Below are 16,427 nucleotides of genomic sequence, written 5' to 3' on the forward strand. Positions count from 1 at the left end.
GGGGAGCGCGCTGTGCCCGAGATCCGTTACACCCTGAGTTTTCGGCAGCGTTGGCTCCACCTCCTGCTCGCCGCGCTCTTCGGCGTGTTGTCCGCGCTGCGCGCCTCCACCCACGGAATCGCCGAAGACTTCCCGCTCTTCGTGGCCCCGCTCTTCCTCCTGAACTTCTTCCTCTTCTCCCGCTTCGAGACCCGACTGACTCCGCAGGGCATCACCTGTCGCCGATACCGCACCCTGCGGCTGGACTGGTCCGAGATCACGAACGTGCGGAAGCGACGTCTGCTGGGCAGCCGCTCCATACAACTCGTGCTCGCCGACGGCAAGGTGTACAACCTCGCCGTCCCGCTGGACGCGATGCTCCAGCGCGATCGGGAGTTCGACACCAAGCTCGCCACCCTGTGGAACGCCTGGACCGGCGCGACCGGTCGCGGTGCGTACATCCCCGGCCCCGACGCCCCCGAGCAGTGGCAGACTCCGCTCGCCTGAACGGACATATCACCACTTTCCAGGACCAGTCCTCCCCCGCTGTCATTGCGGTCGTATCACAGTCTTCTACGCGCATAGACCCCGCCCGCGCCGTTCTCAGGTACAGCATTTACGCTCATCGATGTGAACGTATTGGATAGCCACGACCCGTACACGGCCGCCGCCGAGGCCGCCGAAAGCCTTCAGCGGCTCACCGGTGCCGCCACGCACGACATCGCGCTCGTCATGGGCTCTGGCTGGGTGCCCGCCGCCGACATGCTGGGCGACCCGGAGCACGAGTTCCCGGTCACCGAGCTGCCCGGCTTCCCGCCGCCCGCCGTCGAGGGCCACGCGGGCACGGTCCGCTCGCTGGTCATCGGCGACCGTCGCGCGCTGGTCTTCCTCGGCCGCACCCACCTCTACGAGGGGCACGGCGTCGCGTCCGTCGCGCACGGCGTGCGCACCGCGGTCGCGGCCGGCTGCAAGGCCGTCGTGCTGACCAACGGTTGCGGCGGCCTGCGGCCGTCCTTCGTACCCGGTCAGCCGGTACTGATCAGCGACCACATCAACCTCACCGCCGCGTCCCCCATCGTCGGGGCCAACTTCGTCGACCTGACCGACCTTTATTCGCCGCGGCTACGCGCGTTGTGTCGCGAGGTCGAGCCCGACCTCGAAGAGGGCGTCTACGTACAATTCCCCGGCCCGCACTACGAGACCCCGGCCGAGATCGGCATGGTCCGCGCGATCGGCGGGCACCTCGTCGGCATGTCCACGACCATCGAAGCCATCGCCGCGCGCGAGGCCGGCGCGGAGATCCTGGGCATCTCGCTGGTCACCAACCTCGCCGCGGGCATGACCGGCGAACCGCTCAACCACGAAGAGGTCCTGGCCGCCGGGCGCGCGTCCGCCGAGCGCATGGGCCGCCTGCTGACCCGGGTCCTGCCCCGCATCTGAACGTCCGCAGTCCCGTCCCCGCCCTCTCCCGATCCCTTCCGCACCGAGGAGTCCGTGTTGAGCGACGTCATCGAGATCGCGCGCGCCTGGCTGGCCGAGGACCCGGACCCGGACACCCGGGCCGAACTCGAGGCGTTGCTCGAAGCGGACGACCGGGAGGGCCTCGCGGATCGCTTCGCCGGGCTGCTCCAGTTCGGTACCGCGGGGCTGCGCGGCGAGTTGGGCGCGGGACCGAACCGGATGAACCGCGCGGTGGTGATCCGCGCTGCGGCGGGTCTGGCCGCATACCTCAAGACCGTCTACCTCACCGACACGGTCGCGCCCGCCGCGACGCGCAACGCGGTGGTGATCGGGTTCGACGCGCGGTACAAGTCCGACGTGTTCGCCCGGGACACCGCCGCCGTGCTGGAGGCGGCCGGGCTGCACGCGCTGCTGCTGCCCCGGCCGCTGCCCACACCGGTGCTGGCCTATGCGATCCGGCACCTGGGCTGCGTCGCGGGGGTGATGGTCACCGCGAGCCACAACCCGCCGCGCGACAACGGCTACAAGGTCTACCTCGGCGACGGGTCGCAGATCGTGCCGCCCGCCGACGCGGAGATCGCCGGGCGGATCGCGGCGATCGGCCCGCTGGCCGACGTGCCGAGGGCCGAGGACGGCTGGGAGACACTCGGCGAGGCGCTGATCGACTCCTACCTCGACCGCGCGCTGACCGTGGTCGACCCGGACGGCCCGCGCGACGTGCGGATCGTGCACACCGCGATGCACGGTGTGGGCACCACCGTGATGCTCGGCGCGTTCGATCGCGCGGGCTTCGCGGACGTGCGACCGGTGCCCGAACAGGCCGATCCCGACCCCGACTTCCCGACCGTGGCGTTCCCCAATCCGGAGGAGCCCGGGGCGATGGACCTCGCCTTTCGCACCGCGCTCGCCGAGGACGCGGACGTGGTGATCGCCAACGATCCGGACGCCGACCGGTGTGCGGTCGCGGTACCGGACGCGAGTGTCGCGGGCGGCTGGCGGATGTTGCGCGGCGACGAGGTCGGCGCACTGCTCGGCGCCGAGGTGGCCCGCCGGGGCACCGACGGCGTGCTGGCCACCACGATCGTGTCCTCCTCGCTGTTGGGCGCGATCGCGCAGGCCGACCATCTCGCCTACACGGAGACGTTGACCGGCTTCAAGTGGCTCGCGCGGGTGCCGAACCTGGCCTTCGCGTACGAGGAGGCGCTGGGCTACTGCGTGGACCCGGCCGGGGTGTGCGACAAGGACGGCGTCACGGCCGCGCTGATGCTGGCCGAACTCGCGGCCGGTGCCAAGCGGGACGGCCGGACGCTGCCCGGTCTGCTGGACGACATCGCCGGGCGGTACGGCCTGTACGCGACCGACCAGTATTCGGTGCGGGTGGACCGCCTCGAATCCATCGCGGACGCCATGCGGGCACTGCGCGAGCAGACCCCCCGGACGCTCGGCGACCTGGCCGTGGCCGCCGCCGAGGACCTGCTGCACCCGGCGGCCGACGGCCTGCCGCCCACCGACGGCCTGCGCTACACGCTGGCCGGCGACGGCGCGGACCTGACGGCGGGCCGGGTCGTGGTGCGACCGTCCGGGACCGAGCCCAAGCTCAAGGCCTACCTGGAGGTCGTGGTCGACCCGAATCGGATCGCCGAGATCGGCATCGACGCGGCTCGCACGGCGGCCCACGCGGCGCTGGAGCGGCTGAAGCGGGATCTGGCCACGACGCTGGGCATGTAGCCCGGTATTCGGTCGCATCGGGCCGATGCGCACGGGTGGGGCGGAGCGGCCGGACGGGCGCCCGCCCCATCGGCGTGTCGGCGCCCGGTGAACCCTTCGAGGTACGGGATCCGGGTCGGGTGGTACCGGGGTACCGAGCCGGCTTGGCCCTTCGGGTTGATGTGCGCGGCGGGTCGGCCGGCGGATCGTGGAAAAGTCAACCGATTCCGGTTCCAAGAGGACACCATGACCACCCTGACCCGGTTCCCCGCCCGGAACACTCCCCTGCACGCCCCGATGCGCGCTCGCCTGCGATACGTGTGGCAGTGGGCGAAGGCCGGACGCTCGATCCCGGCGCTCGCCACCTTCCTCGGCGCGGTACTGGTCCTGCCGGTGCTCGCGTTCGGCGTCGCCTACCCGCTGCTCTCCGGCGGCGCCGACACGCTCTTGCGGTCCTCCGCGCAGGACATCGCCGCGTGGGGCGGACTCGACATCGGCGGGCCGTTGGCCGGCGAGGTCACGGTCGCCGCGCTTGCGGTGAGCGGCGCGTTGATCGTGCTGTACAGCGTCGTACGGGTGTTGCGGCGGGGCGCGCGCTGAATGGGCCGGCCTGCGGCCCGGCCTGTGCTCGAACGCGGGCCGGACCCGGACCCGGCCTTCGGCCGAGGTGGCCTCAAACGCCGGCCGGGCTGATTTTCGCTCGGGCGGGCCGGATTGCATCGGGCGGGCCGAATTGCGTCGGCCGGACAGGAGGGACTCGGCCGGGCCGGCTTTTGCTCGGCCGGGCGGATTCGATCCGACCGGATCGGGTCGGCCGGGCCGTGTGGCAGGCCCGGTCGTGTCCTACAGCAGGCCCAGCAGGACCGATGCGAGGCCGGAGACGGCCATGCCGCCGAGGATTTCCGGGGACCAGTGGACCTGGACCGGGCCGGTGGACTTCTTGGCGAACTGCTCGCTCATTCCGCGCAGGTCGTCCACGACCTGGTCGGCGCGGGAGAGTTGGGGCAGGTCGTGGGCGCCGTGGCCGTACGGGTCCTCGGCCGCCGCGCGGCCCTGTTGGCGCAGTGCCCGCTTGCGTTCGCGCAGCGAGACCGGGATGGCCCAGATATGGAACGACTTCTCGTCGGCGCGCACCTCGATCGAGTACTCCGCCCGGACCCGCTCCACCGCGCCCCACGGCACCACGATGGTGCGGAACGGGTTGCGGATCACCAGCCGATCCGGCCCGACCAGCACGGCCGACCGAAGCGTGAGCGCGACCACCAGGAATCCGAAGAAGATCACGATGGCGAGAACCAGCCATTTGGTTCGGCCTTCCCCGCGGATCAGCGTGTCGACCACCATCCACACCCCGACGGCGATCAGAAGCACCCCTACGGCCAGCGCCGGCCGGGAGCGATACGTGGTGATGTCCTCGTCGCTGCTCATGACCGGTGATTGTGCCGCACGACGCCGGTCGGGTTCCGCTCGACCGGACCACTGGGCCCGACGCTACGCGAGTAGATATGCTCATCTTGTGAGCATGCCGTCTGCAATTCTCGCCGACCCGGCCGAGGTCACCTCGTCCGAAGCGGCCCTTCGACGCTTTCTGCACGGTCTTCCCGGCGTCGACAGGGTCGGTACCGAAGCGCGGGCAGCAATGCTCGCGACGCGCTCGATCAAGACCGATGCCAAGGTCGCGGCAATCGACCTGGCCATCCGAATGATCGACCTGACCACCTTGGAAGGTGCCGACACCCCGGGCAAGGTCCGGGCCCTGTGCGCGAAGGCGCTGCACCCGGACCCGGGCGCGCCGGACGCGCCCCGGCCCGCCGCGATCTGCGTCTACGGCGACCTGGTCGCCGAGGCCAAGGCCGCGCTCGGCGACTTCGGCGTGCACGTCGCCGCCGTCGCGACCGCGTTCCCGTCCGGGCGCGCCTCGCTCGACGTCAAGCTCGCCGACGTGGCCTACGCGGTCGCCGCCGGCGCGGACGAGATCGACATGGTCATCGACCGGGGGGCGTTCCTCGCCGGCCGCTATCGGGCCGTCTTCGACGAGATCGTCGCGGTCAAGGCCGCCTGCGCGCGCAGCGCCGCCGCCGGTGGGGGCAGCGCCCACCTCAAGGTGATTCTGGAGACCGGTGAACTGTCGACGTACGACAACGTACGCCGCGCGTCGTGGCTCGCGATGCTCGCGGGTGCCGACTTCATCAAGACGTCCACGGGCAAGGTCTCGGTCAACGCGACGCTGCCGGTGACGCTGGTGATGCTCCAGGCGGTCCGCGACTTCCGCGAGGCCACCGGCCGACAGGTCGGCGTCAAGCCGGCCGGCGGGATCCGCACCACCAAGGACGCGATGAAGTACCTCGTGCTGGTCAACGAGACGGTCGGCACGGACTGGCTGGACCCGGACTGGTTCCGGCTCGGCGCCTCCAGCCTGCTCAACGATCTTTTGATGCAGCGCCAGAAGCTGGCCACGGGCCGCTACTCCGGCCCCGACTACGTGACGGTGGACTGACAGCCATGGGCAACCCATTCGAGTACGCGCCCGCGCCCGAGTCGCGCGCGATCGTCGACATCGCCCCGGCGTACGGGCTGTTCATCGACGGAAAGTTCGCCGACGCGGCGGACGGCGGTCGACTCAAGACGGTGAACCCGGCCACCGAGGAGGTGCTCGCCGAGATCGCGATCGGCGGCGAGGCGGACGTGGATCGCGCGGTCAAGGCCGCGCGCAAGGCGTTCAAGTCGTGGTCCGCGCTGCCCGGCGCGGAGCGGGCCAAGTACCTGTTCCGGATCGCCCGGCTGATCCAGGAGCACGGGCGCGAGCTCGCGGTGTTGGAGTCGATCGACAACGGCAAGCCGATCCGCGAGTCGCGCGACGTGGACATCCCGCTGGTCGCGGCACACTTCTTCCACTACGCGGGTTGGGCCGACAAGCTCAGCCACGCGGGCTTCGGGGCCGATCCGAAGCCGATCGGGGTGGCCGGTCAGGTCATCCCGTGGAACTTCCCGCTGCTGATGCTGGCCTGGAAGGTGGCGCCGGCCCTCGCGGGCGGCAACACCGTGGTGCTCAAGCCGGCCGAGACCACCCCGCTGACCGCGCTGCGGTTCGCCGAGATCTGCGTCGAGGCCGGGCTGCCGGACGGTGTGCTGAACATCGTCACCGGCGCCGGCGAGACCGGTCGTGCGCTGATCGCCCACCCGGACGTGGACAAGGTCGCGTTCACCGGCTCGACCGCGGTGGGCAAGGAGATCGCCCGCACGATCGCGGGCACCCGCAAGCGGGTCACCCTCGAACTCGGCGGCAAGGCCGCGAACATCGTCTACGACGACGCCGCGATCGACTCCGCCGTGGACGGCATCGTCGAGGGCATCTTCTTCAACGGCGGCCAGGTCTGCTGTGCCGGTTCGCGCCTGCTCGTGCAGGAGTCGGTGGCCGACGAACTGCTGGCGAGCCTGACCCGGCGGATCAAGACGCTGCGCGTGGGCGACCCGCTGGACAAGAACACCGACGTCGGCGCGATCAACTCGGCCGCGCAACTCTCCCGGATCCGGGAACTGGTCACGGCGGGCGAGGCCGAGGGCGCCGAGCGCTGGTCGTTGGCCGGCGAGCTGCCCGGCAAGGGCTTCTGGTTCCCGCCGACGGTGTTCACCGGCGTCACCCAGGCACACCGGATCGCCCGGGACGAGATCTTCGGCCCGGTGCTGACCGTACAGACCTTCCGCACCCCCGCCGAGGCGGTGGAGAAGGCGAACAACACCGCGTACGGCCTGTCCGCCGGCGTGTGGACGGAGAAGGGCGCCAAGGCCCTGTGGACCGCGCAGCGGCTGCGGGCGGGCGTCGTGTGGACCAACACGTTCAACAAGTTCGACCCCTCCTCGCCGTTCGGCGGGTTCAAGGAGTCGGGCTTCGGCCGCGAGGGTGGCCGCCACGGGCTGGAGGCCTACCTCGATGTCTGAGCGCCTTGAGGTGTCGAAGACCTACAAGCTGTACGTCGGGGGCAAGTTCCCCCGGTCCGAGAGCGGGCGGGTGTACGCGGTGACCGACAGCAAGGGCCGGACCCTGGCGAACGCGCCGCGCGGGAGTCGCAAGGACGCCCGGGACGCGGTCGTCGCGGCGCGCAAGGCGTTCCCGGGTTGGTCGGGCGCCACCGCCTACAACCGGGGTCAGATCCTCTACCGGATCGCCGAGATGCTGGAGGGTCGGCGCGAGCAGTTCGCGACCGAGGTCGCCGCGGCCGAGGGCGTCAACCGCACCAAGGCGCTCGCGGCCGTGGACGCGGCGGTGGACCGCTGGGTCTGGTACGCCGGGTGGACCGACAAGCTCGCCCAGGTCGCGGGTGGCGCCAACCCGGTCGCGGGCCCGTTCGCGAACTGGTCGACGCCCGAGCCCACCGGCGTGGTCGCGGTGATCGCCTCGCAGCGCTCGTCGCTGCTGGGCCTGACGAGTGCGGTCGCGCCGGTGGTCGCCACCGGCAACACCGCCGTCGTGCTCGCGGCCGGCGCCTCGGCGCTGCCCGCGTTGTCCTTCGCCGAGGTGCTCGCGGTGTCCGACCTGCCGGGCGGGGTGATCAACATCCTGACCGGGCACCCGGCCGAGATCGCCCCCACGCTCGCGTCCCACCAGGACGTCAACGCGATCGACCTGACCGGCGTGGCGCCGGACGCGGGCGTCGCGTCGGCGCGCGACCTGGAGATCGCCGCGGCGGACAACCTCAAGCGGGTGTTGCGCCCCGAGGCCAAGGAGCCGGACTGGTCCGCGGACCCGGGCACCGGTCGCATGCTGGCGTTCACCGAGGTTCGTACGGTCTGGCACCCGACCGGATACTGATCGCCGGATCGCTCCGACGCGACAACCGGGGCCGTCACCCACGCGGGTGACGGCCCCGCCACCGTTCCGGGTCGTACCCGGGCCGACGGGGCGAGCCGAACAGAGCCGTATCCGATCGCCATCTCGCGCTGCCGGGCCGGGGTCACCTCGGGATGGTCGACCGACCACAGCCGCACCACGTCCCCACTCGCGCCGAGCAACGCCCGCACCGCGTCGGCGCGTTGCCGCCCGGCCGGCCGCCGTCGACGCACTGCCCACAGCAGCACGTACGGGGTGACCGGGAGCGCGAGGGTCCGCGCGTCCGGCAGGATCCGCTCCAGATCCGCGTCCGCGATGACCGACCGGCCGCCGGCGGCGTCGAGTTCGAGTTGTGCCGTGTGCAACCTGCGCTCCGCCTCGGCCGGCCCGCGGGCGTCGGCTCAGGCGGCGAGCGCGCGGTCGGCGCGGGTCTCGCTCGCCCGGCCGGTCGCTTCGGCGGGCCGTCGGGTGGAGAGCTTCCAGGTGGCCAGGACCCGGGCGATCACGACGACGGCGAAGAGGGCGAACAGAGCGGACATGCGATCGGATCCTCGAAGTTGCGAGCGTGCGGTCGCCGCGGCGAACTCGCCCGGCGAGACTCGACGCTAGCCCCGCACAACGGCCGTTTCCGGTCTCTTGACGCGGCATCGACGCAGGTGGGAGCGTTCCTGACGGGATCTTGACGAACGCTCAGCGCAGCGACAGTTCGGCGATCACCGCGGCGTGATCGGTGCGCGGCACACGGTGTTCGGAGACCGAGACCACGTCGATCCCGCCGCCCACCAGGACGTGGTCGATCCCGAACAGCGCCGGCAGGCCGTGGAAGTACGCCATCGGCCAGGTGCGCACCAGGACCCGGCCGCGCTCCTCGTGCGCGTCCCGCAGCCCGGCACCGGTGAGCGCGCGAAACGAGGCGTTGTCCGAGGTCGCGTTGAAGTCGCCGAGAAGGATCATCGGCAACGTGCGCCGCTCCGCCTCGCGGCGCAGCGCGTCCATGTCGTGCGCCCACTGCCCGGCCTGCCCGCGCATCGGCGGGATGGTGTGCACACCCTGGAGCCGGACCCGGCGCCCGTCCACCTCCACGGTGGCCCCGGGCATCGGCATCGTGGTGCGTTCGGGCAACAACCGCTCCTCGCCCAACGGCCGGCGGGCGTAGATCGCCAGCCCGGCGGCACCGGATTCGCCGTGCCCGGCCGTGTACGGGAGTTCCCGGGTGAGACCGGCCCGTTCCAGGCCCGTCGCCAGTTCCGGCGTCAACTCCTGCACGGCCAACACGTCCACCCGCTCGCGCCGCACCAACTCGGTGATCCGACCCGGATCCGCCGTGCCGAAGTAGGCGTTGGACGTCATCACCCGCAGCCGCACCCCGCCGGGCACGGGACCGTCGGCGGGACTGATCCGAGGCAGTATCCACACGGTGTGCACGACCACCAGGCCCAGCGCGACGAGCAGGGTCAGCCGCATGCGCAACAGCGCCGCACCGAGCAGCACGAGCACCGAGGCGGCCGCCGCGTAGGGTGCGAAGACGGTCATGATCGCGACCGGCCACATCGCGTCGAACACGAGCAGCCGGGCACCGGTCACCAGCACCGCGCCCGCGAAGATCACGCCGACCACGCTGCGGCCGACCGTGCGCACCCGACGCCGCAACCGCCACAGCCGAGGCGGAAGTTCCTCCGCCGGCTCCGCCTCGACCTCGGCGGTCACGGCCGGGTCCCCCCGTAGGTCTGCGCCGACGGTGGCGCGGTCGGCCGAGGCGGCATGGCGGCATCGGGTGTCGGGCCGGCCGCCGGCACCTCCGCCTGCGGGCGCCCCGCACCGGTCGGCGCGGCGTAGTCGGCGGTCCCCGACGCGTACGGCGCCGCGACCCGCGGCCCGGTCCCGGGGTGCTCGTGGGCGGGGTGACTCCCGGTCGGCGCGGCCGGTCGACTCGCGGCCGCAGCATCGCGCCCGTGGCCGGGCCACTCCTGGTGCGGCAGCGACTTGCCGCGCGTGACCGTCGGCGGGCTCGGCGCGCCCAGGACCACGATCAGGAAGTACGCGCACAGCGCGAACAGCACCAGCACGCCGACGTTGACCGCGCTCTGTTCGACCCGGGCCCCGGCCGGGATGTCGGCGAATCCGCCGCCGTCGTAGGCGAGGCCGCCCAGCGCCACGGTGACCCCCGCGATCCCCTGTACGGCGAGCACCCCCAGCGCGGCCCGGGTGATCGTCCGGGCCCTGGGTGTGGGCCGCCCCGCATGGGTCACCAACAACACCGCGCCGGCGAGCAGCACCGGCGTGAGCACGTCGAGCAGTGCGGACTGGCCGCCATAGGCCCGGGCTCGGAAGCCGTGTACCCCGGACCCCACGCCGAACAGGACGCGCAGCGCGTCGACCGCCAATTGCAATGCCAGAAAGCCGACCAGCGCCCATGCCGCCGGCTCTCGCAAACGATCCGTTTCCTGCCCCATCCGACTGCCTCCCCGTGGCCACGTTCGCGGCTCAGGGTAGACGGGCACGGGCGCCGCGGCAGGGGCAGTGTCCCGGCCGGGCCCGCCGGCCGGTCGGCTCAGAGCCGATCGAGGGCGTCCTGCACGGTCATCCCGTCGGCGAGGTCGCCGGTGACCAGGTTGGTGCCGACCGGCGCGTCGCCGACCTCGGTGCCGACGCTGTTGGACAGCGGATTCAGACCGCCGCCGTTCATCGGGTTGAGCTGCGCGCGCTCCACCGCGCCGAGCACGGCTCCGGTGGCGGCGGCGGCACCCTGGCCGGCGGCGGGTACATCGGGGCGGGAGATCCCGTCGGTCGTGACGGGCGCGGCCGCGGCGCTGCCCGCGAGGCCGAAGGCGGCGGCGGCGCCGAGCGACGTGGCGGCGATTGCGGTGCGAAGAACGGAGGACATGACGATGGCCCTTCCCTGTCGACCAGAGGATTGACCACGCAACGTAGCCACTCGGCTACGTCGAGCGCAATTCGGCGCCCCGCGCGCCGATGTCCCGAATCCGCTCCGAATTCGACGGAACCGTCACAGCCCCATCCGCCGTCCCTGCCGATGAGAGAAACCGGCGGGACACATCACCAGGGATCGACACAACTGCACAGCGGAACCGGCGGCGGAAAGCCGGCCCGGAGCGCCGGGAGCAGGCGGACGGGACGAGCGGGTACGACCGGCGCGGATCAGGCGACGAGTTCGGCGAACGCCTCGTCGGCACCGAAGCTCAGCGCGTCGTCCTCGCGCAGCCGGCGCAGCGCACGCCAGATGCTCGACTTGACCGTGCCGACACTGCAGCCGAGCACCTCGGCCACCTCGGGGTCGGTACGACCCTCGTAGTAGCGCAGCACCAGCATGGTGCGCTGCGGCTCGGGCAGCTTGGCCAGCGCGCGCCACAACACCGCACGCAGCTCGGTGTCGCCCATCGAGTCCGATCCGTCCGGACGCTCGGGCAGCTCCTCCGAGGGGTACTCGTTGATCCGACGTCGACGCCAGGCCGATATGTGCAGGTTGGTCATCGTGCGGCGCAGGTAACCGCCCAGCGCGGCCTTGTCCTGGATCCGACCCCACGCCTGGTACGTGCTCATCAGCGCGCTCTGCAACAGGTCCTCGGCCTCGTTGCGGTCACCGGTGAGGTGGTACGCGGTGGCGAACAGGGCCGACCGGCGTTCCCGGACGTACGCGGTGAATTCGTCGTCGACACTGTCCGTGCACGGAACGCTACGCGCGTTGCCGTTCAGCGGGGCGAGGGCGACGACGGTACGGCGGTTGTCCTTGCGGATGCCCTGCGACTTCGTCTGGGACTGCATGACTTCTCCCCCGGTTCGGCGCTCGTTCACGATGTACAGCCTCGTGGGCGGGCTTCATCGTCACGTCGGCGAGCTGTCACAGGTATGCAACAGCGACCTCGGTCGGCGAACCGGAAGGGGCCTCCCCGTGTTCTTCCCAGCCGTGACGTCAGACACAATGGCCTGCGTGCCCTACCTGCTGCTTATCGAGGATGACGAGTCCGTGCGAACCGGACTCGAACTCGCCCTGGGGCGCCAGGGCCATCGCGTGGTCACCGCGGCCACCGGTGAAGCCGGCCTGGAGCGGTGGCGCGAGCAGCGTCCCGACCTGATCGTGCTCGACGTGATGTTGCCGGGCATCGACGGCTTCGAGGTGTGCCGGCGGATCCGCCGCACCGACTCGCTGCCGATCATCCTGCTCACCGCGCGCAACGACGACATCGACGTGGTGGTCGGCCTGGAGTCCGGCGCCGACGACTACGTGGTCAAGCCGGTCCAGCCGCGCGTACTGGACGCCCGGATCCGCGCGGTGTTGCGCCGCGGCGAGCGCGAGGTGTCCGACGCGTCGGTGTTCGGCGACCTGGTGGTCGACCGCAACGCGATGACGGTGACCAAGGCCGGCGAGGAACTCCAGCTCACCCCGACCGAGTTGCGGCTCCTGGTCGAGCTGAGTCGGCGCCCCGGGCAGGCGTTGTCCCGGCAGCAGTTGTTGCGCCTGGTGTGGGAGCACGACTACCTCGGCGACTCGCGGTTGGTGGACGCGTGCGTCCAGCGGTTGCGGGCCAAGGTGGAGCAGACTCCGTCCGCACCGACGCTGATCCGCACTGTTCGAGGCGTCGGTTACCGCCTCGACCCGCCCCAGTGACGGCCCGGCCGCCGCTGGTACGCCGGATCGTCCGCCGGATCGCCCCGACCCTGAAGCTGCGCTCGTTGCGCTTTCGAGTGCTCGTCGCCTTCGCGCTGGTCGCGTTGATCTCCGCGGTCGCCGCGTCCGGGATCGCCTACTGGCTGACGCGTACCGCCGTTCTGGAGCGGGCGCAGGACTCGGTGCTCACCGAGTTCCGGGACAACCTCGGTCGGGTCTCCGCGAATCTGCCGGAGAAGCCGGATCAGGCCGACCTGGGACCCGCCGTCGATCAGATGCGGGAGAGCAGCTTCGGTTACGCGGTGGTCCTGGTCGGCGCCGACGGCCGCCCGGTCGCCTCCAACTCCACCCGGTTCCCGTTGGAGCGGGTGCCCACGAAGTTGCAGCGCATGGTGCAGACCGCCGACAACAACGGCGGCTTCCACATGTACTTCCAGCGCATCGACATCGAGGGGCAGCCCTACCTCGTCGGCGGTACCCGGGTGGTGCCCAACGGGCCCACCGGCTACATGTTCAAGTCGCTCAAGGACGAGCAGGCCGACCTCAACTCGCTGGCCCGCTACCTGATCGTGGGCACCCTGTTGGCGCTCGGCGCGGCGGCGGTGGTCGCGCTGTTCGCCGCGCGCCACATCCTGCGCCCGGTGCGCCGACTGGGCCACGCCGCACGCGAGTTGGGCGCGGGCCGGCTGGACACCCGGTTGGACGTGCGCGGCTCGGACGAGCTGGCCGACCTGTCCCGCACCTTCAACGACGCGGCGGAGAAGCTGGAGCGCAGCGTCGCCGAGCTGCGGGCGCTGGAATCCTCCTCGCGCCGGTTCGTCGCGGACGTCTCGCACGAGTTGCGCACCCCGCTGGCGGCGATGACCGCGGTCAGCGAGCTGCTGGAAGAGGAGGCGGACAGTCTCGGCGAGCAGGGCGCGCCCGCCGCGCGGCTGGTGGTCGCCGAGATCGAGCGGCTGGCCACGCTGGTCGAGGATCTGATGGAGGTGTCCCGTTTCGACGCGGGCACCGCGGCGCTGGTGGCCGACGAGGTGGACATCACCGACCTGGTCACCGCGTGCCTGGACGCGCGCGCCTGGATGGACGCGGTGGACCTGCGGGCACCCCGGGGCATCCTGGCCAGGGTGGACCCGCGCAGACTGGACGTCATGGTCTCCAATCTGGTCGGCAACGCGCTCCGGCACGGCGGCTCGCCGGTGACGGTCGAGATCCACCACGAGCCGCGGGCGACGGTGCCCGGAATACTCGCCGGGCCGGGCGAGGAGGACCTGGTGATCGAGGTCTCCGACACCGGTCCCGGCATCCCCGAGGACGTGCTGCCGCACGTGTTCGACCGCTTCTACAAGGCGGACAGCTCGCGGGCCCGCTCCGAGGGCAGCGGGCTGGGGCTGTCCATCGTGATGGAGAACGCGCGCATCCACGGCGGTACCGCGTTCGCCTCGAACATGCCCGGCGGCGGCGCCAAGTTCACCCTGCGCCTGCCGTTGGTGCCGCCCGAGCTCGAAGAGATAATCGACCCGGACGAGGGGGTCGAGGACGACGGCGTGCACGCCGACCTCGACGCGGAGAACGCCGAGTACGCCGAGTACGCCGACAACGTCGGGCCTGCCGAGCAGGTCGGGCCGGATCTCGGCGGCTTCGGCGGCATCCACTCCGGCAGGCACGACGAGCGAGGAGGCGGGCGTTGAGATCTCGTCGGCGGCTCCCGATCGCGGTGTTCGCGACGACGGGCGTGCTCGCCGCGCTCACGTCGTGCGGGATTCGACCGACCGAGGGACCGGTGGGCGCCGGCAAGCCGGCCAACCGGACGGCGCCGTCCGCGCAGAACCAGTTGCCCGGCTCGGAGCGGCACATCGTGTATCTGGTGAAGGACAACCGGCTGCAGGCGCTGCCCCGGGGCGGCCGGTTGTTGCTGCGGCCGAGCGAGGTGGTCCCGGACAAGGCGCGCACCGACCAGGTCAACCAGCTCCTGGAGGAGCTGCACCTGGGCCCCAACGACGCCGAGGCGCTGGAGGGGTACACCACCGCGCTGCCCGCCGGCGGGCTGACCGCGGCGGATCGACGCGAGGGCGACCCGCCCGCCCTGTTCCGGCTGGACGCGCCGCTGTCGGCGCTGGCCACGATCGCGCTCGGTCAGGTGGTCTGCACACTGCAGAGCGCGTCCGGCGGTGAAACGGTGCTGCTCGCCGGTCGGCGGACCGCGCCGGAGAGCTACCGGTGCGAGAGCTACCTCGACATCAGCCGCAAGAACGCGACCACGCCCACCCCGGCGAGCCGGACCCCCGGCTCGCCGTCGGCGTTCGAGAAGGACTGGCCGCAGGCTCGCCCCTCCGGGAAGTCCCTTAGTCCCCAGGGCGGATGACCGGCCGGACCCTGCGACGGATGTGCCCGGGTGCGGATCCGCCTACCTTCGAAGTACGACGTCGCCGTATCCGGTGCCGTCGCATCGAGGAGGCACCGCCATGACCATGAGCACCGCGATTCTCAGCCGCCCGCGACACGGCCGCCGGATCGCCGGCGTCTGCGCCGGGATCGCCCGCCGTTACGGCTGGTCCGTCACCACCGTCCGGCTGGTGTTCGTATTGTCCTGCCTGCTCCCGGGCCCGCAGTTCCTGCTGTACATCGCGCTGTGGATTCTGCTGCCCCAGGACTGAGCCGGGTGGGATGCGGCACGGCCCGACCCCGCCGGCGCCTATCATCCGATCAACGGATGGGTAGGCGGGTCGATCGAGTGGTCTCGCGGGACCGGAGGGTTCCGGGCCGAGCGCTCGGTCGGGGGGCGGGGACATGCAACCGGGAAGCACGCACAACAAGAACCTCATCGTCACCATGTCGGTGTTCGCCGGCGTGCTGGTGACCCTGGTCGGGCTGGTGCTGAGCGGCAACCTGGCGGTCGAGGCCGGGCGCACCCGGGCGATGAACTCGAAGCAGTACAGCGACCGCGACATCGAGGACACCCGCGGCTTCTGGGATCAGGACCGGCAGGACCAGGCCAAACCCCGCGGCAACGAGTTCTCCCCCGGCCAGGAGCAGCCGCAACTGCCCGAGCAGGAGCCGCAGCGGCCCGACGCGGACTTCCGCCAACCGCCGACGATCCAGGCCCGCCGGGTGACCGCGCCGTACACCGAGCCCGACCTGGCGATTCGGGGCAAGATCTTCTTCCGGATGCCGGACGGGGTCGCCGAGTGCAGCGGCACGGTCGTGCACCACCCCGGCGGGAACATGGTGTGGACGGCGGGACACTGCCTGCACGGGGGCCGCAACGGAAACTTCTACGACCGGGTCACCTTCGTGCCGGGATACAACGGCGCGGGCCGTACGCCGGCGGAGCGCGAGCCGTACGGGCGCTGGCCGGCGCGGCGGATCACGGTGAGCAACCAGTGGGCGCAGAACGCCGATCCGGGCGGCAAGGACGCCAGCGCGTCACCGTACGACTACGGCGCCTTCATCGTCGACTCGCGTGCCGGTCGCACGCTGGAGGACACGGTGGGTGCGGGCGCGGACGTGTACTGGAACGCGCCTCGGCACCTGCGGGTGCAGTCGTACGGCTATCCCGGAGACACGCCCTACGACGGCACCACGCTGTACACGTGCTCGTCGCCGACCACGGACTTCCGGGAGGACGGCTGGCCGCAGCCGGACATGCTGTGGATGGGCTGCACGATGACCGGCGGCTCCTCCGGCGGGGGCTGGTTCGCCGAGGTGGACGGGCGAAGTTTCCTGGTCAGCAACGTCTCGCTCGGGGTGACCTCGCCGGCGTCGCGCACCATGACCGGGCCGTATCTGGGCGACGTGGCCAAGGAGATGTACGACTCGCTGTAGGAC

At 71.6% G+C, this 16,427-nt stretch carries 18 protein-coding genes; 12 read left to right on the top strand and 6 right to left on the bottom strand.

The genetic code is table 11. The features are described 5' to 3' along the window. Positions 1–12: 12 nt before the first annotated feature. The 4 genes from ACH4U8_RS05570 (at position 13) to ACH4U8_RS05585 (ending at position 3,747) form a co-directional block, all read left to right on the top strand. Positions 13–486 carry a hypothetical protein gene (locus ACH4U8_RS05570; RefSeq protein ID WP_395775882.1) on the top strand — a complete coding sequence of 158 codons (474 nt, stop codon included), beginning with the start codon at positions 13–15 and terminating at the stop codon, positions 484–486. A 123-nt stretch (positions 487–609) separates the two neighbouring features. Further along, positions 610–1,419 (top strand): purine-nucleoside phosphorylase, encoded by an 810-nt coding sequence (locus ACH4U8_RS05575; protein WP_360308089.1) that lies wholly within the window; start codon positions 610–612, stop codon positions 1,417–1,419. 54 nt (positions 1,420–1,473) lie between these two features. Beyond that, complete coding sequence (locus tag ACH4U8_RS05580) at positions 1,474–3,168, top strand: phospho-sugar mutase (protein ID WP_395775883.1); 1,695 nt, start codon at positions 1,474–1,476, stop codon at positions 3,166–3,168. A gap of 225 nt (positions 3,169–3,393) precedes the next feature. Further along, the gene (locus ACH4U8_RS05585; protein WP_395775884.1) at positions 3,394–3,747 is read left to right on the top strand and encodes a hypothetical protein; all 354 of its coding nucleotides are present in this window, start codon (positions 3,394–3,396) and stop codon (positions 3,745–3,747) included. A gap of 243 nt (positions 3,748–3,990) precedes the next feature. On the opposite strand, the gene ACH4U8_RS05590 is transcribed toward ACH4U8_RS05585, so the two are convergent. Further along, entirely contained in the window at positions 3,991–4,575 is a 585-nt protein-coding gene (locus ACH4U8_RS05590) for a PH domain-containing protein (RefSeq protein ID WP_379991709.1), read from the bottom strand. 94 nt (positions 4,576–4,669) lie between these two features. On the opposite strand from ACH4U8_RS05590, the gene deoC reads away from it, so the two are divergent. Genes deoC through ACH4U8_RS05605 form a run of 3 tightly spaced genes read left to right on the top strand, consistent with a single transcriptional unit; the run spans position 4,670 to position 7,957 of the window. Beyond that, a complete protein-coding gene (gene deoC, locus ACH4U8_RS05595) occupies positions 4,670–5,644 on the top strand; it encodes a deoxyribose-phosphate aldolase (protein ID WP_360308078.1) in 975 nt (324 codons plus the stop codon). Positions 5,645–5,649: 5 nt separating this feature from the next. Beyond that, positions 5,650–7,086 (top strand): aldehyde dehydrogenase family protein, encoded by a 1,437-nt coding sequence (locus tag ACH4U8_RS05600; protein ID WP_395775885.1) that lies wholly within the window; start codon positions 5,650–5,652, stop codon positions 7,084–7,086. After that, a complete protein-coding gene (locus ACH4U8_RS05605) occupies positions 7,079–7,957 on the top strand; it encodes an aldehyde dehydrogenase family protein (RefSeq protein ID WP_395775886.1) in 879 nt (292 codons plus the stop codon). The genes ACH4U8_RS05600 and ACH4U8_RS05605 overlap by 8 nt, the downstream gene beginning before the upstream one ends. A 419-nt stretch (positions 7,958–8,376) precedes the next feature. On the opposite strand, the gene ACH4U8_RS05610 is transcribed toward ACH4U8_RS05605, so the two are convergent. From ACH4U8_RS05610 to ACH4U8_RS05630, 5 genes are all read right to left on the bottom strand, one after another. Beyond that, complete coding sequence (locus ACH4U8_RS05610) at positions 8,377–8,514, bottom strand: hypothetical protein (protein ID WP_360308069.1); 138 nt, start codon at positions 8,512–8,514, stop codon at positions 8,377–8,379. A 151-nt stretch (positions 8,515–8,665) separates the two neighbouring features. Next, positions 8,666–9,682 (bottom strand): endonuclease/exonuclease/phosphatase family protein, encoded by a 1,017-nt coding sequence (locus ACH4U8_RS05615; RefSeq protein WP_395775887.1) that lies wholly within the window; start codon positions 9,680–9,682, stop codon positions 8,666–8,668. Beyond that, positions 9,679–10,428 carry a hypothetical protein gene (locus ACH4U8_RS05620; RefSeq protein ID WP_395775888.1) on the bottom strand — a complete coding sequence of 250 codons (750 nt, stop codon included), beginning with the start codon at positions 10,426–10,428 and terminating at the stop codon, positions 9,679–9,681. Before ACH4U8_RS05620 ends, ACH4U8_RS05615 begins: the two co-directional genes overlap by 4 nt. A 98-nt stretch (positions 10,429–10,526) precedes the next feature. Further along, complete coding sequence (locus tag ACH4U8_RS05625) at positions 10,527–10,859, bottom strand: hypothetical protein (protein ID WP_360308060.1); 333 nt, start codon at positions 10,857–10,859, stop codon at positions 10,527–10,529. Between the two features lie 275 nt (positions 10,860–11,134). After that, a complete protein-coding gene (locus tag ACH4U8_RS05630) occupies positions 11,135–11,758 on the bottom strand; it encodes a SigE family RNA polymerase sigma factor (RefSeq protein WP_360308057.1) in 624 nt (207 codons plus the stop codon). Positions 11,759–11,924: 166 nt separating this feature from the next. On the opposite strand from ACH4U8_RS05630, the gene ACH4U8_RS05635 reads away from it, so the two are divergent. From ACH4U8_RS05635 to ACH4U8_RS05655, 5 genes are all read left to right on the top strand, one after another. Beyond that, entirely contained in the window at positions 11,925–12,602 is a 678-nt protein-coding gene (locus tag ACH4U8_RS05635; RefSeq protein WP_174861367.1) for a response regulator transcription factor, read from the top strand. Next, entirely contained in the window at positions 12,599–14,290 is a 1,692-nt protein-coding gene (locus tag ACH4U8_RS05640; RefSeq protein WP_395775889.1) for an ATP-binding protein, read from the top strand. The genes ACH4U8_RS05635 and ACH4U8_RS05640 overlap by 4 nt, the downstream gene beginning before the upstream one ends. Beyond that, positions 14,287–14,964 (top strand): hypothetical protein, encoded by a 678-nt coding sequence (locus ACH4U8_RS05645; protein ID WP_395775890.1) that lies wholly within the window; start codon positions 14,287–14,289, stop codon positions 14,962–14,964. The genes ACH4U8_RS05640 and ACH4U8_RS05645 overlap by 4 nt, the downstream gene beginning before the upstream one ends. 100 nt (positions 14,965–15,064) lie before the next feature. Continuing rightward, positions 15,065–15,256 (top strand): PspC domain-containing protein, encoded by a 192-nt coding sequence (locus tag ACH4U8_RS05650; RefSeq protein ID WP_360308048.1) that lies wholly within the window; start codon positions 15,065–15,067, stop codon positions 15,254–15,256. Between the two features lie 133 nt (positions 15,257–15,389). Then, positions 15,390–16,424, top strand: a complete 1,035-nt coding sequence (locus ACH4U8_RS05655) for a trypsin-like serine peptidase (RefSeq protein ID WP_395775891.1) — start codon at positions 15,390–15,392, stop codon at positions 16,422–16,424. Positions 16,425–16,427 lie beyond the last annotated feature (3 nt).

This window comes from Embleya sp. NPDC020886 (assembly GCF_044333915.1).
Taxonomy (GTDB): Bacteria; Actinomycetota; Actinomycetes; order Streptomycetales; family Streptomycetaceae; genus Embleya.